This window comes from Lysobacter sp. P5_C4, assembly GCF_054049695.1.
Genome location: NZ_JBFULX010000001.1, coordinates 702,991 through 726,807 on the forward strand (window position 1 = coordinate 702,991; position 23,817 = coordinate 726,807).

The following is a 23,817-nucleotide window of genomic DNA, read 5'->3' on the forward strand; positions in this document are numbered from 1 at the left end:
GCGCGACAGCGCGGGTATTTGGCCTGACGCCCGTTACGAACTTTTGCCTCCGCAAAAGTTCGGCGCCCGAGGCGCTGCGCGCCTCGTGGCGCGCCCGGCAGGAATCGAACCTGCAACCGCCGGCTTAGAAGGCCGGTGCTCTATCCAGTTGAGCTACGGGCGCTTCGATGTGGTCGGGGTAGAGGGATTCGAACCCCCGACATCCTGCTCCCAAAGCAGGCGCGCTACCAGACTGCGCTATACCCCGGTGTTTTCCGGTCCCCGGGCGTGCCGGGACGCGGGATTCTGGGAACCTGCGGCCCCGCCTGTCAACGCGGGCGGTCCACGCTATGCTCCCCGAATCATTCGCACAAGGGGCAGCACCATGCTTCGCACGGGAAATCCGGCGCTCAAGGAATCCACGTTCCTCGACATCGGCAGCGGCTCGGTCGTCACGCGCGACGGCCAGGCGATGACTCTCAACGGCACGGTCAACAAGACCGGTCTGCTGCTCCTGCTCGCGGTGCTTACGGGCGCGTATGCCTGGAACAGCGTCGCCCCCACCGCGGCCGGCGTTTCGCCCAACCTGCCGATCTTCTTGATCGGCGGCGCCGTCGGCGGGCTGGTGTTCGCGCTGGCGACGATCTTCAAGCAGACCTGGGCGCCGGTCACCGCGCCGCTGTACGCGCTGTCCGAAGGACTGTTCCTCGGTGCGATCTCCGCGGTCTTCGAAGCGCGCTATCCGGGCATCGTGATGCAGGCAGTGCTGCTGACGATGGGCACGCTGTTCGCGCTGTTGATGGCGTATCGCTCCGGCCTGATCCGCGCGACGGAAAACTTCAGGCTCGGCGTCGTGGCGGCCACGGGCGGCATCGCGCTGATTTACCTGGCGACGATCGTGCTGCGCCTGTTCGGGACCGACATCCCGTATATCCACGAATCCGGCGTGATCGGCATCGGCTTCAGCCTGTTCGTGGTGGTGGTGGCCGCGATGAACCTGGTGCTCGACTTCGACTTCATCGAATCGGGCGTGGATGCAAACGCGCCGAAGTACATGGAGTGGTACGCCGCGTTCGGCCTGATGCTCACGCTGGTGTGGCTGTACATCGAGTTCCTGCGCCTGCTGTCGAAGCTGCGCGACTGACGCGCGCGCACCCCGAAACGAAAACGGCGCCCCGGGGCGCCGTTTTTTTTCGCTCCCGAACCGATTGCGTTTACACCGAAGCGCGCTTTGCGATCGCCTTCGCGAACGACATCGTGTTCCCCTCGCCGCCCAGGTCCGGCGTCAGCGAATCCTTTGCTTCCAGCGTGGCGATGATCGCGCCGCGCAGCTTCTCCGCCTTGTCGACCATGCCGAGGTGGTCGAGCATCTGCGCCGCGGCGAGCAGCAGCGCGCAGGGGTTGGCGACGCCCTTGCCCGCGATGTCCGGCGCCGAGCCGTGCACGGCTTCGAAAATCGCCGCGTCCGTGCCGATGTTCGCGCCCGGCGCCAGGCCCAGGCCGCCGACGAGGCCGGCGCACAGGTCGGAAATGATGTCGCCGAACAGGTTGGTGGTCACGATGATGTCGAACTGCTCGGGCTTCATCACCAGCTGCATGCAGCAGTTGTCCACGATCATCTCGTTGCACTGGATGTCGGGATATTCGGCGGCCACCGCGCGCGCGGTCTTGAGGAACAGGCCCGACGTGGACTTCAGGATGTTCGCCTTGTGCACCACCGTGACCTTCTTGCGGCCGGTGCGGCGCGCGAGTTCGAACGCGTAACGCACGATGCGCTCCGAACCGCGGCGCGTGACCTTCTGCGTGAGCACGGCGGTCTCGCCGTCCTCCGAAAGCATCTGGCCTTCGCCGATGTACGCGCCTTCGGTGTTCTCGCGCACCGTGACCAGGTCCACGCCCGTGGGGAAACGCGACTTCGTGTTCGGGAAGCTCTTCGCCGGACGCACGTTGGCGTAGAGGTCGAAACGCTTGCGCAGCTCGACGTTGATCGAACTGAAGCCTTCGCCGACCGGCGTGGTCAGCGGGCTCTTGAGCGCGATGCGGTTCTTGCGGATCGAATCCATCGTCGCCGCCGGCAGCAGTTCGCCGACCTTCTCCAGCGCCGTCATGCCCGCATCGGCGTACTCGTACTGCAGGCCGAGGTCCATCGTGTCCAGGACGAACAAGGCGGCGTCCATGATCTCGGGGCCGATGCCGTCGCCGCGAAGGACGGTGATGGTGTGCGGTGCGGGGGTCTGCGTCATTGAAGGCGTTCCGGACGTGCGGACGGCACGCAGCCGCGTGCCGTCGGGGTGTGGGAGCCCGCAATTATGCCAGACCGGCGCGTGGCGCCGTCCGGGGGCGTAGGGTCAGCCGTGATCGTGGGCGGACGCGGACGCGCTTTGCCCGGACTCGAGCTTGTCGAGGAAATCCACCGCGCGCCGCAAGTGCGGGATCACGATCGAGCCGCCGACCACCAGGCCGACGGAGAAGGTTTCGAACATCTCGTCGCGGTTCACGCCGGCCTCGCGGCATTGCGCCACGTGGTAGCTGATGCAGTCGTCGCACCGCAGGACCAGCGAGGCGACCAGGCCGAGCAATTCCTTGGTCTTCACGTCGAGCGCGCCGGCCTGGTAGGTCTGCGTATCGAGCGCGAAGAAGCGGCGGACGACCTGGTTGGGTTCGGCCAGGATCCGCTCGTTCATCCGCTTGCGGAACTCGGTGAATTCGCGGACGCGGTCTTCCTCGCTCCCGGCACTCATGCGCCCACCAGCAGCGGCTCGAGCTTGCCCGCGCGATGCAGCGCCATCATGTCGTCGTAGCCGCCGACGTGCGTGTCCCCGACGAAGATCTGCGGCACCGACGTGCGACGCGTGCGCTCCACCATCTTGTCGCGCTCGCCGGGTGCGGTGTCGATGCGGACTTCGTTCCAGGCCAGGCCCTTGCTCTTCAGGAAGTTCTTGGCGGCGACGCAGTACGGGCAGATCGCCGTGCTGTAGATGGTGATGATGGGGTGGGTCATGGTGGCTCCGGAAACTTGTGGCGCGTGCGATGGTCGGGAATATGGGACGCGGCGCGGCGCATTTCCACCCCTTCGGGGGACCATGGGTGCAACACTGCGTAGGCGCTGCGTATTCGAAGCGTGGTTATATGAATTAACCGGTGGTTCACCGGCCCCGTGCGAGGAAGCCTGCGTGCAATCCACCCATCGATCTCCCCGACGCCTGGCCCCGCTCGCCCTCGCCGTGCTGGCCACCCTCGCCCTGTCCGCGCCCCTGCTGGCGCAGAACGCCAACAACAAGTCGCGCCTGCCCGACATCGGCTCGTCGGCCGGCGAAGTGCTCGGCCCCTCGCAACAGGCCGAATACGGCGCGATGACGCTCAGCCAGTTGCGCCACTACGGCTACATCCTCGACGACCCCCTCCTCGAGGACTGGCTGCAGGCGGTCGGCCACAAGCTCGCCGCCAACAGCGACCGGCCGCGCCAATCCTTCACCTTCTTCCTGATGAAGGACCGGCAGATCAATGCCTTCGCCACGCTCGGCGGTTACGTCGGCACCAACGCCGGCCTCGTGCTCGCCGCCACGCGCGAGGACCAGGTCGCCAGCGTGCTGTCGCATGAAATCGCGCACGTCACGCAGGACCACGTGCTGCGCGGCGTCGAACGCGCGCAGCGCGAAAGCGTGCCGATCCTGCTCGCGATGCTGGGCGCGATCCTCGTCGCGCAACAGGCCGGCGGGAATTCGAGCGACGATGCAACGATGGCCGCGCTGTCCGTGGGCCAGGGGCTGATGTACCAGCGCCAGATCGACTACACGCGGGACAACGAAGCCGAGGCCGACCGCGTCGGCATGCAGACGCTCTGGCGCAGCGGCTACGACCCGAAGGCGATGGCCGAATTCTTCACCACGCTGCAGGGCTGGGTGCGCGCCAACCAGGGCGGTTCGCGCGAACGCACGCCCGATTATCTGCAAACGCATCCGATCACCGTCACGCGCATCAGCGAAGCGAAGGAACGCGCGGCGACGATGAAGGCGACCAACAACTTCGCCGCGCCCACCACCGCCAACCCGATGCTGCCCGGCAACATCCGCCTGCCGCAGGCCTCGCTCGCCGCGGCGGGCACGGGCAACTTCGGCTGGGCCAGGGAGCGCATGCGCGTGCTGAGCGCCAACACGCCCGCCGAAGCCGTGCGCGAATACGAGCAGATGCGCAACAAGGCACCGCTGGACGATGCGCAGCAATACGGCCTGGCGCTCGCGCGCCTGCAGGCCAACCAGGCGACGGCGGCGATCTCCGATCTCGACCCCGTGCTGAAGAAATCCCCGAACGACACCTGGCTGCAGCTCGCGATGGGCGAAATGGAAGCCCGCGCCGGCAAGAAGGCCGATGCCGATGCACGCTTCCAACGCCTGGTCGACCGCATGCCGCGCAATCGCGCGGTGGTGCTGACCTACGCGCAGGTCCTGGGCGAACGCGGCGATGCGGCCTCGGGCAAGAAGGCCCAGGGCATCCTGCGCGCGCTGGCGTCGCAGGCCGCGGACGACCCGGTCTACCAGGAGACCTTCGCCCGCGCGAGCGACCTGGCCGGCGACCCCATCCGCGCCGGCGAAGCCCACGCCGAAGCCGAATACCTGAACGGTCGACCGGAACGCGCGCTGGTGCAATTGGAGAACCTGAAGAAGCGCGGCGACCTCGACTATTACGCCCGCTCCCGTATCGACGCGCGCATCGCGCAGATCACCCCGACAGTGCTCGAGTTGCACCGCCAGGGGGTCAAGGACGACAAGGTCGACAGGAACTAGCCCGGGCAGCGCACTTTTGACCGTGTCACCCCACGGTCACAAAACCGTCGTCTACTGGCACCATGGCCCGCAAGACGCGGGCTCCATGGGCCCCGACGCCACCGCCATGCTCAAACGCATCCTCATCGTCGACGACGAACCGGCCATCCGCGACATGGTGGCCTTCGCCCTGCGCAAGGCCGAGTTCGAACCGGTCCATGCCGGTGATGCCCGCGAAGCCCAGTCCGCCATCGCCGACAAGGTCCCGGACCTGATCCTGCTCGACTGGATGCTGCCCGGCACCAGTGGCCTGGAACTCGCCCGCCGCTGGCGCAAGGAACACCTCACGCGCGAAGTGCCGATCATCATGCTCACCGCGCGCGGCGAGGAAAACGATCGCGTCGGCGGCCTGGAAGCGGGCGTGGACGATTACGTCGTCAAGCCGTTCTCCGCGCGCGAACTGCTGGCCCGCATCCGCGCGGTCATGCGCCGCTCGCGCGAAGACGACGAGGACGGCAGCGTCAAGGTCGGCGGCCTGCGCATCGATGGCGCGGCGCATCGCGTGTTCGCCGACGAGGCACCGGTGCAGATCGGCCCCACCGAATATCGCCTGCTGCACTTTTTCATGACCCATCCCGAGCGCGTGTACACCCGCTCGCAACTGCTCGACCACGTGTGGGGCGGCAGCGTGTACGTCGAGGAGCGCACCGTCGACGTCCACATCCGCCGCCTGCGCAAGACGCTCGAACCGCACCAGCTCGACCCGATGGTCCAGACCGTGCGCGGCGCAGGCTACCGCTTCTCCGCCGCGGTCTAGACTGGCGGGCATGCCACCGCGCGCACGACAGACCTGGACCCGCACGCTCGGCCAGCTCGCCGCCGTCCTCGGCGGTGCCGTGGTCGTCGGGCTGCTCGTCGGGTATCCGTGGCCGGTGGTGACCGTGGCGGCGCTGGGGATCGTCGCGTGGCATTACGCGCGCCTGCACGGCGTGCTCGCGCGCCTCTCCGCCGGCAACCGCATCCCGTCGCCGGAAGGCGATGGGGTCTGGAACGAACTCGACCGCCTGCTGCACCGCAGCCAATCCGACGTGCGCGCGCGCAAGCGCCGCCTGGTTGCGATGCTGCGCGCGTACCGCGCCGCGGCGATGGCATTGCCCGATGCGGTGGTGGTAATCGAACGCAACAGCCAGCGCGTGCAATGGTTCAATCCCGCGGCGACCACGCTGCTGGGCCTGCGCTATCCGCGCGATGCGGGCGCGCCGCTGGGCGAACGCCTCCATTCGATGTCGCTCTCGCGCTGGCTCGCCGCCGGCCGCAACGCCGAGCCCCTGCACGACACGCCCTCGCCCGTGGATGCGGCCACGCGCCTGAGCCTGCGCCTGATCCCTTATTCCGAAGAACTATGGCTGCTCGTCGCACGCGACGTCACCAAGCTGATGCGGCTGGAACACATGCGCCGCGATTTCGTCGCGAACGTTTCGCACGAACTGCGCACGCCGCTGACCGTCGTGCACGGTTACCTCGATCTGCTCGATCCCGCCGACCAGCCCGAATGGGCGCCGATGCTCGCCGAAATGCAGCGTCAATCGCAGCGCATGACGCAGCTCGTCGAAGACCTGCTGACGCTCTCGCGCCTGGAAGCGCAGGACGGCGTCGTCGACGACCCGGTGTCGATGGCCTCGATGCTCGCCACCTTGCGTCGCGAAGCCGAAGCCCTGAGCCAGGGCCGCCATCGCGTCGTCGTCGACGACATGACCCTTGCGCGCGGCACGCCGCTCGACCTGCGCGGTTCGACGAAGGAATTGCACAGCGCCTTCTCCAACCTCGTCAGCAACGCGGTGCGCTACACGCCCGTCGGCGGCACGATCACCGTGCGTTTCGCCCCCGAAGGCGCCGGCGCGGTGCTGGCGGTGAACGACACCGGCTACGGCATCCCCGCCGCGCACCTGCCGCGCATCACCGAACGCTTCTATCGCGTGTCGACCAGCCGTTCGCGCGAAAGCGGCGGCACGGGCCTCGGCCTTGCGATCGTCAAACACGTGCTGAACCTGCATGGCGCGCGCCTGTCGATCGACAGTGAAGTCGGCCAGGGCAGCACCTTCGCCGGTCATTTCCCCACCGATCGCGTCCTGCCGCGCGACCCTTGCGACGGCTTCCCTGCCCCGGCTGAGGCAGAATCCACGGACGCCCCGTCGACGCAACCATGAACGCCGCCATCGAAACACCCCAGGACGTCGACCCGCTCCGCGACCCCGCGATGTACTTCAATCGCGAGCTCTCGCAGCTGGACTTCAACTTCCGCGTCCTCGCGCAGGCGCGCGACCCGCAGGTGCCGCTGCTCGAGCGCCTGCGTTACCTGTGCATCTCCTGCACCAACCTCGACGAGTTCTTCGAGATCCGCGCGGCCACCGTGCGCCATTCGCAGGACTTCGGCGTGCCGCCGGGCCCCGACGGCATGGCGCCGGCGACGGTGCTGAAGGAAATCCACGCGCGCGCGCAGGACCTGGTCGACGCGCAATACCGCTGCTGGAACGAGGAACTGCGCCCGCAACTCACGCAGGCAGGCGTGCGCATCGCGCCGCGCGATGCGTGGAGCGCGCGACAGACGCGCTGGCTGCGCGATTACTTCCGCGACGAAATCCTGCCGGTGCTCTCGCCGCTCGGGCTCGATCCGGCGCATCCCTTCCCGAAGATCCTCAACAAGTCGCTCAACATCGTCGTCGTGTTGAAGGGCAAGGACGCCTTCGGCCGTGCGGGGCACCTGGCGATCGTGCGCGCACCGCGATCGTTGCCGCGCATCATCCAGATTCCGCCGGAGGTCTCCGGCGGCCCGACCGACTTCGTGTTCCTGTCCGCCGTCTTGTCGGCGTTCGTCGACGAGCTGTTCCCCGGCATGCAGGTGAAAGGCGCGTACCAGTTCCGCGTCACGCGCAACTCCGAGTTGATCGTCGACGAAGAGGAAGTCGAAAACCTCGCGCTGGCCTTGCGCGACGAACTCGTCGGCCGCGGTTACCTGCGCGCGATGCGCCTGGAGATCGCCGAGCAGTGCCCGACGGAAATCGTGCGCACGCTGCTGGTGAACTTCGACCTGCCGGAGAACGCGGTCTATCGCATCAACGGGCCGGTCAACCTCAACCGCGTCATCCAGGTCTACGACCTGGTGCAGCGCCCCGACCTGAAATACATGCCCTTCCAGCCGCGCAACCTGCGCGACATGGACGGCATGTTCGAACGCGTCGCCGAATCCGACGTGCTGCTGCACCACCCGTTCGATTCTTTCGCGCCCGTGCTCGAGTTGATCAAGCAGGCGGCCGAAGACCCGAACGTGCTCGCGATCAAGCAGACGCTGTACCGTGCGGGCAAGGACTCGCCGATCGTCGACCAGCTCGTGCAGGCCGCGCGCAACGGCAAGGACGTCACCGTCGTCGTCGAGTTGCGCGCGCGCTTCGATGAAGAAGCCAACCTCGGTCTCGCCGATCGCCTGCAGGACGCGGGCGTGCAGGTGGTCTACGGCGTGGTCGGCTACAAGACGCACGCGAAGATGCTGCTGATGGTGCGTCGCGAAGGCCGCAAGCTGCGGCGCTACGTGCACCTGGGAACGGGCAACTATCATTCGGGCACCGCGCGCGCCTACACCGACTTCGGCCTGATCACCGCCGATCCCGACATCGGCAACGATGTCGACCTGATCTTCCGCCAGCTGTCCGGCCTGGCGCCCGCGGTCAAACTCAAGCGCCTGCTGCAGTCGCCTTTCACCTTGCATGCGGGCGTGCTGCAACGCATCGATCGCGAAACGCGCCATGCGCGCGCCGGCAAGCCTGCGCGCATCATCGCCAAGATGAACGCGCTCAACGAGCCGCAGGTCATCCGCGCGCTCTATGTCGCATCGCAGGCGGGCGTGGAAATCGACCTGATCGTGCGCGGCGCGTGCGCGTTGCGGCCCGGCGTGCCGGGCGTGTCGGAGAACATCCGCGTGCGTTCGATCGTCGGGCGGTTCCTCGAACACCACCGCGTTTACTGGTACGCCAACGACGGCGATCCCGAATTGTTCTGCTCCAGCGCCGACTGGCTGGAGCGCAACCTGCTGCGCCGCATCGAGACCGGCTTTCCGATCCTTGCGCCGGAGCTGTCCGAACGCGTGCGCGAGGAAGCGCTCGTCAACTACCTGGCCGACAACTGCAACGCGTGGTCGCTCGACGCCGACGGCCGTTACGAACGCGTGGTCCCCACCGGCGACGAGATGCCGCATTCGGCGCAGAACTGGTTGCTGGCGAAAATCTGCACGTGAACGAGATCCTCGCCCGCCCGCGCGCCACCGCGTTGCCGTTGCAGGACGGCGATCTGCTCGCCGCCATCGACCTGGGTTCCAACAGTTTCCACATGGTCGTGGCGCGTTACGTACTCGGCCAATTGCGCGTAGTCGACCGCATCCGCGACATGGTGCGGCTCGCCGAAGGCCTCGACGGAAAGGGCGGCCTGGATCCGGTCGTGCTGCGGCGCGCGCTCGTCAGCCTGGAGAAATTCGGCCAGCGCTTGCGCGAGATTCCGCCGCAGCGCGTGCGCGTGATCGCGACGAACACCGTGCGCCAACTCGCCATGCCGCAAGTGTTCCTGCTGCCGGCGGAAACCGCGCTGGGCCATGCGATCGAAGTCGTGTCCGGCCGCGAAGAAGCGCGCCTGGTGTATCTCGGCGTCGCCAATGCGCAGCCGCCCAATCCCGGCGAGTTGCGGCTGGTGATCGACATCGGCGGCGGTTCCACCGAATGCATCATCGGTAGCGGCATGGAAGCGATCGAACGCGAAAGCCTGCAGGCCGGTTGCGTCGCAAGCACGCGGCGCTTCTTTCCCGACGGCAAGCTTTCGCGCAAGCGGTGGAACAAGGCGCTGACCGAAGTCGCGGCGGAGTTCCAGCAGTTCTCCAACACCTATCGCGCATTGGGTTGGCACGAAGCGCTCGGTTCGTCGGGTACCAACAAGGCGATCGGCGATATCTGCGCGGCCATGAAACTGACGAAGGGCGCGGTCACCGCGCAAGCGCTGCCCCAAGTGCGCGATCGCTTGCTGCAGGCCGAAACGATCGACCAGATCGACCTGCCGGGGTTGTCGGCCGAACGCAAGCCGATCATCGCCGGCGGGTTGCTCGTGCTCGAGGCGGCCTTCGGCGTGCTCGGCCTGGAACGCATGGCGGTGAGCAAGGCGGCACTGCGCGAAGGCGTGCTGGTCGACATGCTCGGTCGCGGCGGCGCGGACGATCCGCGTGATGCCTCGGTCGCGGCACTGATGCAACGCTATGGTATCGATCCCGCACAGGCGGCGCGCGTACAACAGACGGCGCTCAGCCTGTTCGACCAGGTCGCCGCGGAATGGCATTTGCCCGCCGAAGCGCGCGCAATGCTTTCGCGCGCGGCGCAATTGCATGAACTCGGCCTGGCCATCGCGCATAGCCAATACCACGTGCACGGCGCGTACGTGCTCGAACATTCCGACATCTCCGGCTTTTCGCAACAGGAACAACGCGTGCTCGCATCGCTGGTGCGCACGCATCGGCGCGGCATTCCGAAATCGGCGTTCGACGCGATCCCCGATCGCCTGCTCGCTCGCACGAAACGCGGCGCGGCGCTGCTTCGCCTGGCCGTGCTGCTGCACCGCTCGCACGAACCCGACGAAATCCCGCGCGTGGAAGCCGTCGCCAACGGTGACAACCTGCTGCTCACGCTCGACAAGCGCTGGATTGACCAGCGCCCGTTGTTGCGCGAAGACATCAGCGGTGAACCCAAGGATGCGGCCGACCTCGGCATCGCGCTGAAAATCACCGCGGATTGAAGCCCCGGCTCAATCGCGGAAGTCACTGCCCTTCAGCCGCATCCGTTTCGCCAGCGTCGCGCGCAGCCCGGCATCCGGCGCCTCGGGCGAAGCGCCGCCCAATCGGCGGTGCAGCATGCGTTCGATGAGATACAGATACGCCTCGCGGGTTCGCGGGTCGGCGACCGAATGGCGCGCGTCCTCGTCGACGAACAGGCTCACGTCCTTGCCATGCGATTCCAACGCCGCCGCGTAGTGCAGCACGCTACGGATGGGGACACGTTCGTCGTCGCCGCCGGCCAGCAACAAGACCGGGCGGTTCAATTCCGCTGCATGCGCGATCGGCGATTGCGCGCGCAGGCGCGCGGCCACCGTCGGGTCCGCGGGATCCATCTCGAGCAGGCGCATGCTGGTCGACATCGGGATTCCCGGCGCCATCTGGTCGATCGTGCGCGAATACCAGCGCAACACCCAACCCAGGTCGGCGGGCGGCACCGCCGCGACGCCGGCGCGGAACAGCTCGGGCTGGAAAGTCACGCCCAACAACGTCGAGTAGCCACCGAACGATGCCCCGACGATTCCCGCGCGCGAGGCATCGCCGATGCCCTGCGCTGCGAGGAACCGCACGCCTTCGACGATGTCCTGCTGCACGCGCCCGTTGCCGAAGTCGCCTTTGCCGGCGCGCATGTAGGCGCGTCCGAAACCGGTCGAACCGCGGAAGTTGGGCTCGTACACCACGTAGCCGCGATTGGCCAACAGTTGCGAGACGCTCGAGAATTCCGGCCCGACGTGCGCGAACGGCCCGCCGTGCACGTTCGCGACGATGGGCGCGTGCGCAGGATCCACGCCATGCGGCACGAGCACGTAGCCGTGGATGGCCATGCCGTCGGCGGCGCGATAGGCGAAGGGAATCTTGCGCGACAGCGCGCGTTCGGCCAGCGCGGGCGCGGGCTTGCCGCGCCAGCGCGTATCGACGTCGTTCAACAGAGCGACGAACGCGCCCGTCGCGGGATCGTAAACGTGCAGGCGCTCGCCCTTCATCGTGCCCGCGCGTTCGCGCACGAGCCATCGCGTGGTCCCGACATCGATGCGCAGGTTCCGCTGCGGCCAACGCGCCTGGATGCGTGCGACATGGCGCTGCGCGTCGGGCGTGAGCCCGTGGTTGACCGCGGTCATCGTGCGGTAGCCGGCGATCACCGGCTGCTGCGTGCGCGGATCGATCGCGACATCCTGCAGGTCGGCCGCGCCCCGCGGATCGACGTGGAGCGTGGTCAGCGTGTCGTCTGCTTCCAGGCGCGCGAGGCGGCGGAGGTTGGATCCGACATCCGTGAGCAGCGTGGCGGTCCGCCCATCGGCCGAAGCGGTGAGCAAGGTGCAGCGCGCGAGGTCGATGCATTGCAGCGCAGGCGTCGTCCTCGCGCCGCGCACGCGGAACACCGTATAGCGCGCATCGGCGACGTCGGTGAAGAACGCCAGGCGACCGCGCGCATCGAAGGCGACGTCGACGATCTGCCGCCTGCCTTCGCGCACCAGCGCCTGATGGCCGTGCGCATCGATGCGGAACACGCGCCAGCGCTTGTCCAGGCGCGACACGACCGGGGGACTCTCCAGCACGAGGATGGCCGCCGGCATCACCGGATCGGCGCCGAGCAGCGTGCGCGGCCAACGTCCGCCGAGCTTTGCGATCGCGCCCGACCCGCCCTGCCCCGTCATCGCCAGCGCGAACACCTGGCGCGCCGACTGCAGGAACAACCAGCGCCCGTCGCGCGACCACGCCAGTGCCTGCGCATCGGTATTCGCCAAGGTGCGGACCGGTGCGCCGCGGAGGGTGGATGCGATCCACAGCGAACGATTCCGCCCTTCCTCGCGCAGCCAGGCGACGCGGCGGCCATCGGCCGACAACCACGCGCCGTCCAGACTGGACGTGGCGAGGAACGCGATGCGCGGGAGTTGCGGCGCGCGCGGCTGCGCGCGTTCGGCGGCGACGGCCGCCTGCAGCGCGTGCACGTCGAGCGCGTCCTGCGCCACCGCACTGCCGCACCCCGCCATCGCGAGGGCGAGCAGCGCCTGCCTGAACCACTTCGGGAACCTGATCATCGTGTGTTCTCCGGGCTCAGGCGATGGCGGGCTGCGCCACGACGTCGATGTCGTCCACCGTCTCGCGCTTTCGATACAGCAGCCACAGGGCCATCAACGCAGGCAGGCTCACGATGCCGCAAACGATGAGCCAGGCGATGCGCGCACGTGTCGACAATGCGGTCTGCCGCGTGCGCCACGCCGCGCCGAGCAGCGATGCGAGCATCAACAACCCCGCGAGCCATTTCATCGCGTCCGGCACGGGCGCCGCGTGCTTCGGCAGCGGCGCCATGCCGCCGGCGAACGCATTCTTCGCCGCCTTCTGCACCGCATACACCACCGGCGACGGGAACCAATCCTGATAGCGCCACGCATCGAAGTAGTCGCGATCAACGTCGCGACGCGCGACCGCATGCACGCGGCCGTCGTCGTCCACCCGCACGATCTCCTGGAACGGCAGCGCCCCTTCGGCGTTGTAGGACGAGCGCACGAAGGAGAAGGAAAGCAGCCAGCCATCGAGCAGTTCCATCGCATCCACGCGTTGCAGGTCGCCGGGCGCACCTGGCAGCGGAACGCGCTGGCGCGGCACGAGCACGCCGTCGTCGTTCTCCAGCTCGCGTGCATCGTAGAAGTACAGCGCGCGATCGCTGAGCACCGCGACGTCGTCGCCGGCCTCACCGAAACCCGCCAAGCGTTCGCCCTGCGGCAGGCGCACGCGCGGCAGCACGAGCCGTGCATCTTCGTCGTACTGATACACCGTCATGCGGTCGAACAGGAGGTTCTTCGGACCGGGCATTACCGGCGCGGGGAACGGCGCGTCGCCGGCGACGCCGAGCGTGCCCGCCCGGCGATGATCGCTCGTGCCGTAGCCTTCGAAATGCATCGTGTCGTGGCTGAAGACCCAGCGGATGTTGCGCTCGCTGTCCGGCGCCTTCGCATCGAACTCCATCGGCGCCAGGTTCATCAGCTGCCCGCGCGCGGGCACGGTGCGCATGCCGGGCCCGACTTCGAAGATCTCCGAAATGCGCGCCTGCTCGCGCCACAGCGCTGCTTCCGGATCCTTGCTGTTGGCCAGGCCGAGGCGGAACACATCCTTGCCTTCGGCATTTTCCAATTCCTTCTCGCCGCCGGCCCTCGGCACCTCGACGTTGTTGGGATGCGAGCCCTGCGCGATCCACAGGAACTCGACACCGAAGCCGACCAGCACCAGCGCCATCCACATCGCGACCTGCAGCGGCGCCGCGACGATCACCGTCCGCGCCAGGCCACGCGGTGCCGCGCTCAGATCGGGCTTGAACGCCGCGAACACCATTGCCGCCAACCACGCGAGCGCCAACAGTTGCAGCAACAGCGCGCCGCGCCCCGTCGCTTCGGAGGCCGCGAACAAGGCGAGGAACACGCCCGCGCTGAAGCCGACGCGGCGGTCGGACAGCATCACGTAACACCCGGCGAGATAGGCGCAGCTCGCGACCAACCAGGCCGCCACGATCAGCAACACGTGGCGCGCATCGACCACGCGTGGCGTCATCCACTCCTGCCATCCGGCGACCACCAGCGCCGGCAGCGCGATGCCGACGGCGAGCAGCACCGCACCCGCACCGGTCAGCGCCAGTGCGATCTTCCATGGCGCGATCGGACGATGCAGCAGGTTGAGCCACGTGTTCGGCCGGCGATATCCGCCCATCTGGTACAGGCCGAGCAACAGGCCCAGCGCGCCGTACGCGACGGTGAACACCTGGTAGACCATGTCCGGTTGTTGCGCCAGGTCGATGAGGCGCGTGAGGAAGCCCAGCACGATGAGCTGGAGGACGAGGCATCCGGCTGCCCACCAGCGGAAGCGGAGCAGTTCGGCTTTGAAAATGTCGATCATGGCGATGATTTCCGGTGACTTCATGCGTGCGCTTGCGTCGGCGCGGCGTGGTTCTTGGCGAGGAAGCCGTTGACGGCGCGGTCCAGGCTCACCGGCATGCTCTGCACCGAGCGCGCACCGCTCGCACGCAGGAATTGCGCGAAGTCTTCGTCCTGGTCGAGCACGAGGTAGTGGTGCAAACCGTCGAGTCGCTGCAGTTGCAGCAGGCCCGGCACGGATTGGGGATCCGGGCCCTTGAACGGAATGTCGGCCACCCAGTGCGTCACGCGCGCGCAGAAATCGTCGGGCGCCGACATGTGCATCAACTTCCCGCGTTCGAGGATGATCAGGTTGTCGGCGACGCGCTCGATCTCTTCCATCTGGTGCGAGCAATAGATGACCGTGCATTCGTCGGTGGCATTGCTGTACATCAGCGATTCGAGGAACGCGCGCTTGGCGACGACGTCCAGGCCGAGCGTCGGTTCGTCGAGCACCAGCAGTTCCGGCCGCTGCGCGAGCGCGAGTGCGAGGTTGAAGCCGGCGCGTTCGCCGCGCGAGAGTTGCGCAACCTTCTGTTCGGGCAACACGTGGTAGTGGCCGAGCACGCTCTGGAACGCGGCCTCGTTCCACGCTTTGTATTGGCGGCGATGCATGTCGATCACCGCGGCGATGCGCATCCAGCCCGGCAGCGTGTGTTCTTCGTTGACGAAGCCGATGCGGCCGCGGTCCTCGGGCGTGAGGCGCTCGCAATCGCGGCCGAGGATGCGCGCGGTGCCTGCCGTCGGCGGCAGGAAGCCGAGCAGGATGCGGAAGAGCGTGGACTTGCCGGCGCCATTGGCGCCGACCACCGCGTGGATGCGGCCGCGCGGCACGCGCAGGTCGAGATGGTCGAGCGCGAGCTTGCGGCCGTAGCGCTTGCTCAGCGCACTGGTCTCGATGACGTATTCGTTGGAAGCCATGGGGGTCGTACTCAACTCGGAGGCAGGTCAGGCGGACTTGCGGGGCGCAAGCGCGAGAAATTCGTGGATCAGGCGCGCCTGCACCTCGTCAGGCGCGAAGTCGAGCGCGATCACGTCGTGCAGGAATCGCTGGATCGCTTCGTCCAGGCGCCGACTTCGCTCGGCATCGCTCAAGCGCTGACGAGGCGGCGCGACGTACAGCCCCAGGCCCTGCCGCGATTCCACCCACCCTTCGGCGGTGAGCTCGGCGTAGGCCTTTGCGACCGTGTTCGGATTGACGGTCAGCTGCTGGGCCAGCCCGCGCACGCTGGGGAGTTGGTCGCCGGCCGAGAGCTCGGCGGTGGCGATCTTCATGCGCACGGCGTCGACGATCTGCTTGCTGATCGGCCGGGGGTCGCCGGTGGCGATCTGCAGCATCAGGGCCTGGGTGCGGGGCATTGGGTGTCCTACGTGTACTGTGATGACTAGTACAGTACGAACACCAACCCGGTGTCAAGCGCCGTCCCGACGAACGGCCTGCCGCCCACTGCGAAGGCAGGCGGCTCGACTCCGCGGAACTGTCACGCACGCGCAACCGGCCGGTCATCGACGCGAACGACCCTGCCCGACATGCGCTACGCCATCGTCACCGAAACCTGGCCGCCCGAAATCAACGGCGTCGCGCTGACTGTCGAGAGCCTCGCGCTGGGCCTGCGCGCGCGCGGCCACGCCATCGACCTGGTGCGTCCACGCCAGCCCTGCGACGGCGCAACGACAGACGACACCCTCCTCGTCCGCGGCTTCCCGTTGCCGCGCTACCCGGGTTTGCGATTCGGTGCGCCCGCATTGGGAGCGCTCACGCGCCACTGGGGCGCGCGTCGCCCGGACGCGGTGTACATCGCGACCGAAGGCCCGCTCGGTTGGGCCGCGCGGCGCGTCGCGCGTCGCCTCGGCGTGCCGGTCGCCACCGGCTTGCACACGCGCTTCGATCACTACATGCGCGATTACGGATTCGGATTCCTCGAACCGATCGCGTTGCGCTGGATGCGGCGCTTCCACAACGCGGGCGACGTCACCCTCGTCGCCACGCGCGAATTGCAGGACTACCTGGCGCAACGCCAGTTCGCCAACCCGCTGCGACTGGCGCGCGCGGTCGACGGCGCGCTCTTCCATCCCGTCAAACGCGATGCGCGATTGCGCGGCGCATGGGGCGCGGGCGACGGCACGCTGGTCGCGATCCACGTCGGCCGCATCGCCGCGGAAAAGAATCTCGCGCTGGCGATCGCCGCGTTTCGTGCGCTGCAACGCGTGCGGCCGGAATCGCGGATGGTCTTCGTCGGCGACGGCCCCTTGCGCGCACCGCTCGCGCAAGCCAACCCAGACATCATCTTCGCCGGCCTGCAGCGCGGGGAAAACCTCGCGAGCCATTTCGCGAGCGGCGACATCTTCCTCTTCCCGAGCCGCAGCGAAACCTTCGGCAATGTCACGCTCGAAGCGATGGCCAGCGGCGTGGCGACGATTGCCTTCGATTACGGCGCCGCACGCGAACACCTGCGCCACGGCGAACACGGCCTGCGCGTGCCCGATGGCGACGCCGCCGCGTTCATTGCCGCGGCCGTGCGCCTGGCGGAAGACGAGATCGGTTTGCGCCGCATGCGCGTCGCCGCGCGCGGTGCCATCGAACACTTGCACCCCGACCAGGTCGCCGCGCAGTTCGACGCCCTGCTACAGATGCTCGCCGCACGCAGGAGGATCGCCGATGCCCAGCTTGCCCCGGATTGACTCGGCCTGGTGCCTGAAGGCCAATCACTGGTGCGAACACCGCGGCGTTCGCACGGTGTTCGCGTGGGTCAGCCGACTGGGCGACGGCGGGGCCTGGTATGCGTTGATGGCGGCGATGGTGCTCTTCGATGGACGCCATGGCGTGTTGGCTGCAGCGCATCTGGCGGTGACCGGTGCGATCGCGGTCGGCCTGTATGCGTTGCTCAAACGCTGGACGAAACGCCCCCGCCCGTTCGCATCCGATGCGCGCATCCATGCGTGGGTCGCGCCGCTCGACGAGTTCAGTTTTCCGTCGGGGCATACGTTGCACGCGGTGGCGTTCACGTTGGTTGCGTTGGCGTATTACCCGGTCCTTGCGTGGGTGCTTGTTCCGTTCGCCTCGACAGTCGCGGTGTCGCGCGTCGTGCTCGGGTTGCATTATCCGAGCGATTTACTGGCGGCGACGGCCATCGGCACCGCGATCGCTTCGTTGTCGTTGTGGTGCGTACCGGGCGCGACGCTGTTCTGAAGACGTAAGGGCGCGGGATCACCGCGCCCTGGACCAGGCTCAGCGCTGCAACGCGTACCAATCCACCTTGCGCGTCACCACCATGACCGTCGCGAGCACGACGAACAGCAGGCCGGCGCCAAGGACCAACGCGTTGTCTTCCGATACCAGGACGCCATACAACGCCGCATACAACAGCGCCAACATCCCCGCGAACCCCATGCCGCGCAGCACGCTCCGCAACACCGCGCTCAGGTAGAACCCGAGCAACCCGATGCACGCTGCAGCCGACGCAAGGTAGGCCGAACCAAAAGGGATGTGCTCGCTCAGGCTCACGAGCAACAGGAAGAAGATCGCCAGCGCCAGGCCCACCAGGCCGTACTGGATGGGGTGGATCGGCAACTGCTTGATCAGCTCGAACATGAAGAAGCCGACGAAGGTCAGCAGCACGAACAGGATCCCGTACTTCGTCGCGCGATCGGCGAACGTATAGCTGTCGACCGCATCGAACAAGGTCACGCCCACCGCGTCGATGCCCGAGGTCGCGATGCCCGAGGTCGCCGTATCCGCGCCGCGCATCGAAGCCAGTCGCAGCAGGCTCGCCGGTTCGTTCGCCTCGACGAAGGAGGTTTGCGCACTCGTCGCCAGCGAGGAGATCTCCCACTGCGCGCGAAACCCGTTGGCATCCACCGTGCGCGTGCGCGGCAGGAAACTGCCGCCGAAAATCGGATCGGGCCACGACGATTTCAGTGCGAACCGGTTGTCGCGCGCGATCGGCACCAGGGCGAGCGCTTCGGTCCCGCCGATCACCGCATCGAACGCCAGGTCCAGCGCCAGCGCCTGCCCTGCGGCCGGCGCGTCCAGTCGTGCGTGCACGCCGCCGATCGGCTGGCTTCCGAAGCCCGCCTTCAATGCCACCGGCTTGCCATTGACCTTCAACGCCGGCGTCCCGACGAACCCGCGCACATCCGAGGCACCGACGCTGAGGAAGGGCCGCCCGATGCGCCGCGGACGCACGCCATCGGCGGGAATCTGCGCGCGAATCGCCGCGACCGCATGCATGTCCAGTTCGTACACCGGCACGCGATACAGGCCGCGCCTGCGCGTGTCGGGCTTCATCGTGCCGTCGATCGCGAGTGTTTCGGGGAAGAAGGTCCACTTGCCCGCCTGCTCGCGCAATACCTTGCGCGTGCCCTGCGGCGTGACTTCGTCCTGCTCGACGAGTTCGACATAAGGCACGACCAGCACCGGCCCCAACACGGCCTGCTTGCCGGCGCTGGTGGCCGCGACGTTCGCGATCGCCTGCTCCCGATAGGCCTCGCGCTCCTGGATGGTCCCGTGGATGAGCATCAAGGGGATCAACAAGCCGAGCGTGAGGAAGAAAACGATGACCGCTTTGAAGGCGAAGCGCATGGCAGGGTCCTTTCCTGGCCGGGATGCGCGCAGCCTCGCGCCGTCGGGTGCAGCGCCGATGGCGGGCGTGTGTGGCGTGGGTGAAGTCAGGCCTCGGGCAGTTCGAGCGTCGCGATCGCCCCACCGTTCGGGACGTTCCCGAGTGTCGCGCGGCCGCCGTGCAACGCGGCCACCTCGGCCACGAAACACAGGCCCAGGCCGCTGCTGCGGCTGCCGCCTTCCGGACGCGGCAAGGAGTAGAAGCGCTCGAAGACACGCGGCATCGCGTAGTCCGGGATGCCGGGGCCGGCATCGATCACGCGCACGTGGCACCGGCCCTGTCCATCGGAAGCGACGTCGACATCGACAAGGCGGCCCTTCGGCGAGAACGACACGGCGTTGTCGAGCAGGTTGACGATGGCCTGCCGCAACAGGAACGGGTCGCCTGCCACGTGGCATTCGCCACCGTTGTGGCGGATCTCGACGTCGCCTTTCGCGCAATGCGCGATCGCATCGGCGGCGACGTCGTTCAAGGACAGGCGCTCGCGCACTTCGAGCGTCTGCTGGTGCTCCACCGCCGCCAGCGCCAGCAACTTGTCGATCATCTGCGCCAGGCGTTCACTCTGCGCACGAATGGCGCCGGCGAACCGCGCGCGGTCCGCTTCGGCCATCGGCCCTTCCAGCAACTCGGCACTGCCACGAATGGCGGCGAGCGGGCTCTTCATCTCGTGGGTCAGCGTATGCACGTATTGCTCGACGTACTGCTTGCCTTCCAGCCGCGTGCGCATCGTTTCCAGCGCCTGCCCCAGCTCGCCGAACTCGCCGGCGGCGTTCGGCAGCGTTGCGCGCTCGCCCGCCGTCACCGCGTGCGCGTAACGCTGCAATGCGCCGAGTTGTCGCGCGAACCACCACGCCGTCGCCAATCCGATGAACAAGGCCACGCCCATCAGCAACCAGCCCCACTTCATGACCTTGGCCTGGCTGCGTGCGATGAAGGGCGCGAGCGTCTGGTTCGGTTTGGCCACGGTCAGCACGCCGACGATGCGCCCGCTCGCATCGCGCAAGGGCGCGGCCACGTGCATCACGGTCGAATTAGGATCATCGGGATCGCTGCGCGTCGAACGCGCGCCGTAGTGCCCGCGCAAGGTGCGATACACGTCGTTCCAGCGCGAATAATCCCTGCCGACATCGCGCCCGGCGCTGTCGAACACGACGATGCCGCGCGCATCGGTCACGTAGATGCGCGTTGTCACCGCGCGCTTCTGGAAGCCCCAGATCTGCGCGCCCGGGTCGCGCGCTTTCACCGCCTCCACGCGCTCGGCGAAGCGCCCGTCGGCGATGTGGCCGGCGAGGAAATCGTCGGTCGCGATCTCGGCAAGCAGGTTGGCGGTTTCGGCCAACGTATCTTCCATCGCCTGCCGCACGCCGGGCTTCACCTCGGCGACGAACACGCGCGCGAGCAGCAGGGCCGCGAGCGCGACGATCGCGAAGTACCCCAGGAAAACGCGAAGGCCGATGCGCATGCGGCCTCAGGCGTCGATCGAATAGCCCATGCCGCGATGCGTGCGGATCGGGTCGCAGGAAGGGTCGAAGGCGTGCAATTTCGCGCGCAGGGTCTTGACGTGCGTGTCCACCGTTCGGTCGCCGCTCTCCAGCGCATCGCCCCACACGCGGTCCATCAATTGCGCACGCGTGAGCACGGCGCCGGGGCGCTGCAACAGCGCGGCGAGCAGGCCGTATTCGTAGCGCGTCAGGTCCAGCCAACGCCCGCGCCAGCGGATGCGGTGGCCTTCGGCATCGTGCGCGAAGCCGTGCCCCGGCGCCGGCGCCGCGTGCGCGGCCACGCGCCGCAGGACGGCACGCACGCGCGCCACCAGCTCGCGGGGCGAGAAGGGCTTGGTGACGTAATCGTCGGCGCCGAGTTCGAAGCCCAGCACGCGCTCGGCTTCGGCCGCGTGCGCGGTGAGGAAGATCACGGGCAGGTCGCCACCGCGCCGCAACTCGCGGCAGAGCGCGAAACCGCCGAGGTCCGGCAGCCCGACGTCGAGGATCGCCAGGTCGAAACGCCCTTCGGCCGAGGCGCGGAGCGCGTCGCCGGCGGTCAGGCAATGGCGCACGTCGAAACCGTCCTCGCGCAGGGCATAGGCCACGGTGTCGGCGATGGCGGTCTCGTCTTCCACAAGCAGCAGGCGCATGCGCGGAGCATAGCCGCCCACCGGCTATCCTGCGCACCATGAACTATCGCCACGCCTTCCATGCCGGCAACCACGCCGACGTGCTCAAGCACGTCGCCCTGCTCGCGCTGTGCGAGTCCCTGCGCGCCAAGCCGGGCGCGTGCTTCGCGCTCGATACCCACGCCGGGCGCGGGCTGTACTCCCTCGATGCGAAAGCCGCGCAGAAAACGGGCGAGTCGGAGGGCGGCGTCGCCAGGCTCCGCGCCACCGGCGACGTGAACATCAGCCGCTACCTGTCCGCCATCGATGCCTGCCGCGCGGCGCATGGCCCGCGGGCCTATCCCGGTTCCCCGTGGCTGCTCTCCCATGCGCTGCGCGAACAGGACCGCATCGCCTGCTGCGAATTGCAGCCCGACGAAGCCTCGATCCTGAATATCGAGTTCCGCGACGATCCGCGCGTGATCGTGCACCAACGCACCGACGGCTACGCGGCGATGAAAGCGCTGCTCCCGCCGCGTTCGGGGCAGACGCGCCTTTCGCGCGGCCTGGTACTGATCGACCCGCCGTACGAAGCGCAACTGGAGGAATTCGATCTCGCGATCGCCGCCTTGCGCGACGGTTTGCAGCGTTGGCCGCAAGGCATGTTCGCGCTTTGGTATCCGATCAAGTTGCGTCGCTCGTTGCCACCCTTCTATCGGCGGGCCGCGGCGATCGAAGCCAGATCGGCGCTCGTCATCGAGTTGCTGGTGCGGCCCGACGACTCGCCCCTGCGCATGAACGGCAGCGGCTTGCTGCTGTTGAATGCGCCCTGGCAATTCGACAGGCAGTTCAAGCCGACCCTGAATGCCCTGCGCAATGCCTTGCAGGAACCGACCGGCGGCAACGCGCACATGGAATGGTTGCGCGCGCCGGCCTGATGCTTACATCGCCGGCCCGTAATCCTGGTCGGCCGTGCCGCAGCCCGGCATCTCCGGTTCGAAGAAACTCCAGCGGACGGTGTGGAAACGCGCCTTCAGGTCTTTTTCGATCGCGTTGATGCCGTCGATCAACGCACGCGACGTGTCGGTTTCGTGCATCTCCGCGTGCACCGACACCATCATCTCGTTGCCCAGCTGCAGCGTGATCAGGCTGAGCACGCGCGCGATTTCCGGGCGCGCTTCGAGGAAGGCGCGGATGTCGGCCTGCACGTTGACATCCACGCTCTGGCCGATCAGCAGCGCCTTGACTTCGACGGCCACGAACACCGCGACGACGATCAACAACACGCCGATGCCGATCGTGCCGATCGCATCCCATGTCGGGTCGCCCGTGGCCACCGAGAGCCCGATCGCGATCAGTGCGAACACCAGGCCCAGCAAGGCCGCGAGATCTTCGCCGAAGATCACGACGAGTTCGGCCTGCCGACTCTCATGGAACCACTGCCACAACGAACGATCGCCGCGGCATTTGTTCACTTCCTGCATGCACGCACGCATCGAGATGCCTTCGGCGACGATGCCGAAGGTCAACACGCCGGCCGCCCACCACCAGTGCTCGATCTGTTGGGGGTTATGCAGTTTGTGGATTCCTTCGTAGAGACTGAACATGCCGCCGACGGAGAAAAGCATCAGCGCGACCAGGAAGGACCAGAAATAGATCGCCTTGCCGTAGCCGAGCGGATAGTCCTTGTTCGGCGGGCGCTTGGCCTGCCTGAGGCCCAGCAACAACAGCAACTGGTTGCCGCAGTCGGCCAGCGAATGCACCGTTTCGGCGATCATCGCGCTGGAGTTGGTGAAGTACGCCGCCACGCCCTTGGCGCAGGCGATGGCGAAATTGGCCCCGAGGGCGAAGAGAATTGCGCGATTGGAGTCGCCGCTACCGGCCATTGGCGTTTCTGTACATGAACAGGGGAGCCCGCAGGATAACAATTGCCCCCGTTAAACCCGGTGTTGGCGGCCTGCTAGCCACCCGTCTAGAGCTGGGCTTCACCTGACCTCTGGCAATGTCGCTGAATGGCGGCCCGCAACCGACTTCCCCCGTGGCACGAGCAAATCCGGCTCAGCAATGGCCGTGAGGTGCTCATCCGGCCGATCCGGCCGGCAGACGCCGACCCGCTGCGCCAAGGCTTCGCGCTGCTGGAACCCGACGAGATCCGCCAGCGCTTCCTGCACGCGGTGCGCGAGCTGACGCCCGAAATGGCGGAAAAGCTCGCGCGTCCCGACGCCAAGCGCGAATTCGCACTCGTCGCCGCCGAGCCCTTGCCGCCGGGCGAAGCCCTGGTCGGCGCGGTGGCGCGTGCATCGATCTCCGACAGCGGCCGCGAAGCCGAATTCGCCATCCTAGTGAGCCACTACATCTCGGGCCTGGGCCTGGGACGGCACCTGATGCGCCGCCTCGTGCGCTGGGCGAAGGGCCGCCGCCTGGAACGCCTGTGGGGGGACGTGCTCGAGCACAACCAACCGATGCTTGCGCTCGCGCAGTCCCTGGGCTTCCGTCGGGAGGCAACGCAGCAACCGGGACTGGTGCGCGTCGTGCTCGATTTGCAACCCGGTCGCGGCGAACACGCGCACGACGAACCGCGCGCCGCGTAGTCGGT

Annotated in this window: 21 protein-coding genes and 2 tRNA genes; 10 read left to right on the forward strand and 13 right to left on the reverse strand. The window is 67.6% G+C overall.

Annotated features, from left to right (window positions below):
- Positions 1-86: 86 nt before the first annotated feature.
- Both ACXJJ8_RS03360 and ACXJJ8_RS03365 read right to left on the reverse strand, forming a co-directional pair.
- Positions 87-163, reverse strand: a tRNA-Arg gene (locus ACXJJ8_RS03360).
- Between the two features lie 7 nt (positions 164-170).
- A tRNA-Pro gene (locus ACXJJ8_RS03365) sits at positions 171-247 on the reverse strand.
- A gap of 117 nt (positions 248-364) precedes the next feature.
- Here ACXJJ8_RS03365 and ACXJJ8_RS03370 point away from each other — a divergent pair.
- Positions 365-1,123: a Bax inhibitor-1/YccA family protein gene (locus ACXJJ8_RS03370; RefSeq protein ID WP_499026908.1), complete on the forward strand. Its 759-nt coding sequence runs from the start codon at positions 365-367 to the stop codon at positions 1,121-1,123.
- A 70-nt stretch (positions 1,124-1,193) separates the two neighbouring features.
- On the opposite strand, the gene ACXJJ8_RS03375 is transcribed toward ACXJJ8_RS03370, so the two are convergent.
- The 3 genes from ACXJJ8_RS03375 to grxC form a co-directional block, all read right to left on the reverse strand.
- Positions 1,194-2,222: an isocitrate dehydrogenase gene (locus ACXJJ8_RS03375; protein WP_499026910.1), complete on the reverse strand. Its 1,029-nt coding sequence runs from the start codon at positions 2,220-2,222 to the stop codon at positions 1,194-1,196.
- 105 nt (positions 2,223-2,327) lie between these two features.
- The gene (locus ACXJJ8_RS03380; protein WP_499026912.1) at positions 2,328-2,720 is read right to left on the reverse strand and encodes a carboxymuconolactone decarboxylase family protein; all 393 of its coding nucleotides are present in this window, start codon (positions 2,718-2,720) and stop codon (positions 2,328-2,330) included.
- Positions 2,717-2,980, reverse strand: a complete 264-nt coding sequence (gene grxC / locus ACXJJ8_RS03385; RefSeq protein ID WP_499026914.1) for a glutaredoxin 3 — start codon at positions 2,978-2,980, stop codon at positions 2,717-2,719. The genes ACXJJ8_RS03380 and grxC overlap by 4 nt, the downstream gene beginning before the upstream one ends.
- Positions 2,981-3,182: 202 nt before the next feature.
- Here grxC and ACXJJ8_RS03390 point away from each other — a divergent pair, with 202 nt between their 5' ends.
- The 5 genes from ACXJJ8_RS03390 (at position 3,183) to ACXJJ8_RS03410 (ending at position 10,565) form a co-directional block, all read left to right on the forward strand.
- Positions 3,183-4,763, forward strand: coding sequence for a M48 family metalloprotease (locus tag ACXJJ8_RS03390; protein ID WP_499027194.1), 1,581 nt, complete (start codon positions 3,183-3,185; stop codon positions 4,761-4,763).
- 106 nt (positions 4,764-4,869) lie between these two features.
- Positions 4,870-5,559: a phosphate regulon transcriptional regulator PhoB gene (gene phoB, locus ACXJJ8_RS03395; protein ID WP_499027195.1), complete on the forward strand. Its 690-nt coding sequence runs from the start codon at positions 4,870-4,872 to the stop codon at positions 5,557-5,559.
- A gap of 10 nt (positions 5,560-5,569) precedes the next feature.
- Complete coding sequence (phoR, locus tag ACXJJ8_RS03400) at positions 5,570-6,949, forward strand: phosphate regulon sensor histidine kinase PhoR (RefSeq protein WP_499026916.1); 1,380 nt, start codon at positions 5,570-5,572, stop codon at positions 6,947-6,949.
- Entirely contained in the window at positions 6,946-9,030 is a 2,085-nt protein-coding gene (gene ppk1 / locus ACXJJ8_RS03405) for a polyphosphate kinase 1 (protein ID WP_499026917.1), read from the forward strand. Before phoR ends, ppk1 begins: the two co-directional genes overlap by 4 nt.
- 92 nt (positions 9,031-9,122) lie before the next feature.
- Positions 9,123-10,565 carry a Ppx/GppA phosphatase family protein gene (locus tag ACXJJ8_RS03410; protein WP_499027196.1) on the forward strand — a complete coding sequence of 481 codons (1,443 nt, stop codon included), beginning with the start codon at positions 9,123-9,125 and terminating at the stop codon, positions 10,563-10,565.
- Between the two features lie 9 nt (positions 10,566-10,574).
- On the opposite strand, the gene ACXJJ8_RS03415 is transcribed toward ACXJJ8_RS03410, so the two are convergent.
- From ACXJJ8_RS03415 to ACXJJ8_RS03430, 4 genes are read right to left on the reverse strand one after another with little or no spacing between them, the layout of a single operon-like run.
- The gene (locus ACXJJ8_RS03415; protein WP_499026918.1) at positions 10,575-12,641 is read right to left on the reverse strand and encodes a S9 family peptidase; all 2,067 of its coding nucleotides are present in this window, start codon (positions 12,639-12,641) and stop codon (positions 10,575-10,577) included.
- 16 nt (positions 12,642-12,657) lie between these two features.
- On the reverse strand, positions 12,658-14,490 hold the full coding sequence (locus tag ACXJJ8_RS03420; protein ID WP_499026919.1) for a hypothetical protein: 1,833 nt from the start codon (positions 14,488-14,490) through the stop codon (positions 12,658-12,660).
- A 20-nt stretch (positions 14,491-14,510) separates the two neighbouring features.
- Positions 14,511-15,428, reverse strand: a complete 918-nt coding sequence (locus tag ACXJJ8_RS03425; protein ID WP_499026921.1) for an ABC transporter ATP-binding protein — start codon at positions 15,426-15,428, stop codon at positions 14,511-14,513.
- Between the two features lie 27 nt (positions 15,429-15,455).
- Positions 15,456-15,866: a GntR family transcriptional regulator gene (locus ACXJJ8_RS03430; RefSeq protein WP_499026922.1), complete on the reverse strand. Its 411-nt coding sequence runs from the start codon at positions 15,864-15,866 to the stop codon at positions 15,456-15,458.
- 171 nt (positions 15,867-16,037) lie between these two features.
- Here ACXJJ8_RS03430 and ACXJJ8_RS03435 point away from each other — a divergent pair, with 171 nt between their 5' ends.
- Together ACXJJ8_RS03435 and ACXJJ8_RS03440 are read left to right on the forward strand one after the other, a co-directional pair.
- Positions 16,038-17,189 (forward strand): glycosyltransferase family 4 protein, encoded by a 1,152-nt coding sequence (locus ACXJJ8_RS03435; protein WP_499026923.1) that lies wholly within the window; start codon positions 16,038-16,040, stop codon positions 17,187-17,189.
- Positions 17,167-17,697 (forward strand): phosphatase PAP2 family protein, encoded by a 531-nt coding sequence (locus tag ACXJJ8_RS03440; protein WP_499026924.1) that lies wholly within the window; start codon positions 17,167-17,169, stop codon positions 17,695-17,697. The genes ACXJJ8_RS03435 and ACXJJ8_RS03440 overlap by 23 nt, the downstream gene beginning before the upstream one ends.
- 39 nt (positions 17,698-17,736) lie before the next feature.
- Here ACXJJ8_RS03440 and creD read toward each other — a convergent pair whose 3' ends face one another.
- The 3 genes from creD to creB all read right to left on the reverse strand — a co-directional run bounded on the left by creD (position 17,737) and on the right by creB (position 21,263).
- On the reverse strand, positions 17,737-19,089 hold the full coding sequence (creD, locus tag ACXJJ8_RS03445; RefSeq protein WP_499026926.1) for a cell envelope integrity protein CreD: 1,353 nt from the start codon (positions 19,087-19,089) through the stop codon (positions 17,737-17,739).
- Positions 19,090-19,175: 86 nt separating this feature from the next.
- Positions 19,176-20,591 (reverse strand): two-component system sensor histidine kinase CreC, encoded by a 1,416-nt coding sequence (creC, locus tag ACXJJ8_RS03450; protein ID WP_499026928.1) that lies wholly within the window; start codon positions 20,589-20,591, stop codon positions 19,176-19,178.
- A 6-nt stretch (positions 20,592-20,597) separates the two neighbouring features.
- On the reverse strand, positions 20,598-21,263 hold the full coding sequence (gene creB, locus ACXJJ8_RS03455; protein WP_499026929.1) for a two-component system response regulator CreB: 666 nt from the start codon (positions 21,261-21,263) through the stop codon (positions 20,598-20,600).
- A gap of 38 nt (positions 21,264-21,301) precedes the next feature.
- Between creB and ACXJJ8_RS03460 the strand changes: the two genes are divergently transcribed.
- Entirely contained in the window at positions 21,302-22,159 is an 858-nt protein-coding gene (locus tag ACXJJ8_RS03460; protein ID WP_499026930.1) for a 23S rRNA (adenine(2030)-N(6))-methyltransferase RlmJ, read from the forward strand.
- Positions 22,160-22,162: 3 nt separating this feature from the next.
- Here ACXJJ8_RS03460 and ACXJJ8_RS03465 read toward each other — a convergent pair whose 3' ends face one another.
- Positions 22,163-23,107 carry a cation diffusion facilitator family transporter gene (locus ACXJJ8_RS03465; RefSeq protein ID WP_499026931.1) on the reverse strand — a complete coding sequence of 315 codons (945 nt, stop codon included), beginning with the start codon at positions 23,105-23,107 and terminating at the stop codon, positions 22,163-22,165.
- Between the two features lie 126 nt (positions 23,108-23,233).
- On the opposite strand from ACXJJ8_RS03465, the gene ACXJJ8_RS03470 reads away from it, so the two are divergent.
- Complete coding sequence (locus ACXJJ8_RS03470; RefSeq protein WP_499026933.1) at positions 23,234-23,812, forward strand: GNAT family N-acetyltransferase; 579 nt, start codon at positions 23,234-23,236, stop codon at positions 23,810-23,812.
- Positions 23,813-23,817 lie beyond the last annotated feature (5 nt).

Bases quoted from the DNA above. Each gene is read 5' to 3' on its own strand.
- creC (WP_499026928.1), bottom strand. From the start codon at position 20,591: ATGCGCATCGGCCTTCGCGTTTTCCTGGGGTACTTCGCGATCGTCGCG.
- ACXJJ8_RS03465 (WP_499026931.1), bottom strand. From the start codon at position 23,107: ATGGCCGGTAGCGGCGACTCCAATCGCGCAATTCTCTTCGCCCTCGGG.
- ACXJJ8_RS03415 (WP_499026918.1), bottom strand. From the start codon at position 12,641: ATGATCAGGTTCCCGAAGTGGTTCAGGCAGGCGCTGCTCGCCCTCGCG.
- ACXJJ8_RS03375 (WP_499026910.1), bottom strand. From the start codon at position 2,222: ATGACGCAGACCCCCGCACCGCACACCATCACCGTCCTTCGCGGCGAC.
- creB (WP_499026929.1), bottom strand. From the start codon at position 21,263: ATGCGCCTGCTGCTTGTGGAAGACGAGACCGCCATCGCCGACACCGTG.
- grxC (WP_499026914.1), bottom strand. From the start codon at position 2,980: ATGACCCACCCCATCATCACCATCTACAGCACGGCGATCTGCCCGTAC.
- creD (WP_499026926.1), bottom strand. From the start codon at position 19,089: ATGCGCTTCGCCTTCAAAGCGGTCATCGTTTTCTTCCTCACGCTCGGC.
- ACXJJ8_RS03380 (WP_499026912.1), bottom strand. From the start codon at position 2,720: ATGAGTGCCGGGAGCGAGGAAGACCGCGTCCGCGAATTCACCGAGTTC.
- ACXJJ8_RS03470 (WP_499026933.1), top strand. From the start codon at position 23,234: ATGGCGGCCCGCAACCGACTTCCCCCGTGGCACGAGCAAATCCGGCTC.
- ACXJJ8_RS03435 (WP_499026923.1), top strand. From the start codon at position 16,038: ATGCGCTACGCCATCGTCACCGAAACCTGGCCGCCCGAAATCAACGGC.
- ACXJJ8_RS03425 (WP_499026921.1), bottom strand. From the start codon at position 15,428: ATGGCTTCCAACGAATACGTCATCGAGACCAGTGCGCTGAGCAAGCGC.
- ACXJJ8_RS03430 (WP_499026922.1), bottom strand. From the start codon at position 15,866: ATGCCCCGCACCCAGGCCCTGATGCTGCAGATCGCCACCGGCGACCCC.
- ACXJJ8_RS03420 (WP_499026919.1), bottom strand. From the start codon at position 14,490: ATGATCGACATTTTCAAAGCCGAACTGCTCCGCTTCCGCTGGTGGGCA.
- ACXJJ8_RS03370 (WP_499026908.1), top strand. From the start codon at position 365: ATGCTTCGCACGGGAAATCCGGCGCTCAAGGAATCCACGTTCCTCGAC.
- phoR (WP_499026916.1), top strand. From the start codon at position 5,570: ATGCCACCGCGCGCACGACAGACCTGGACCCGCACGCTCGGCCAGCTC.
- phoB (WP_499027195.1), top strand. From the start codon at position 4,870: ATGCTCAAACGCATCCTCATCGTCGACGACGAACCGGCCATCCGCGAC.
- ACXJJ8_RS03440 (WP_499026924.1), top strand. From the start codon at position 17,167: ATGCCCAGCTTGCCCCGGATTGACTCGGCCTGGTGCCTGAAGGCCAAT.
- ACXJJ8_RS03460 (WP_499026930.1), top strand. From the start codon at position 21,302: ATGAACTATCGCCACGCCTTCCATGCCGGCAACCACGCCGACGTGCTC.
- ACXJJ8_RS03410 (WP_499027196.1), top strand. From the start codon at position 9,123: ATGGTCGTGGCGCGTTACGTACTCGGCCAATTGCGCGTAGTCGACCGC.
- ppk1 (WP_499026917.1), top strand. From the start codon at position 6,946: ATGAACGCCGCCATCGAAACACCCCAGGACGTCGACCCGCTCCGCGAC.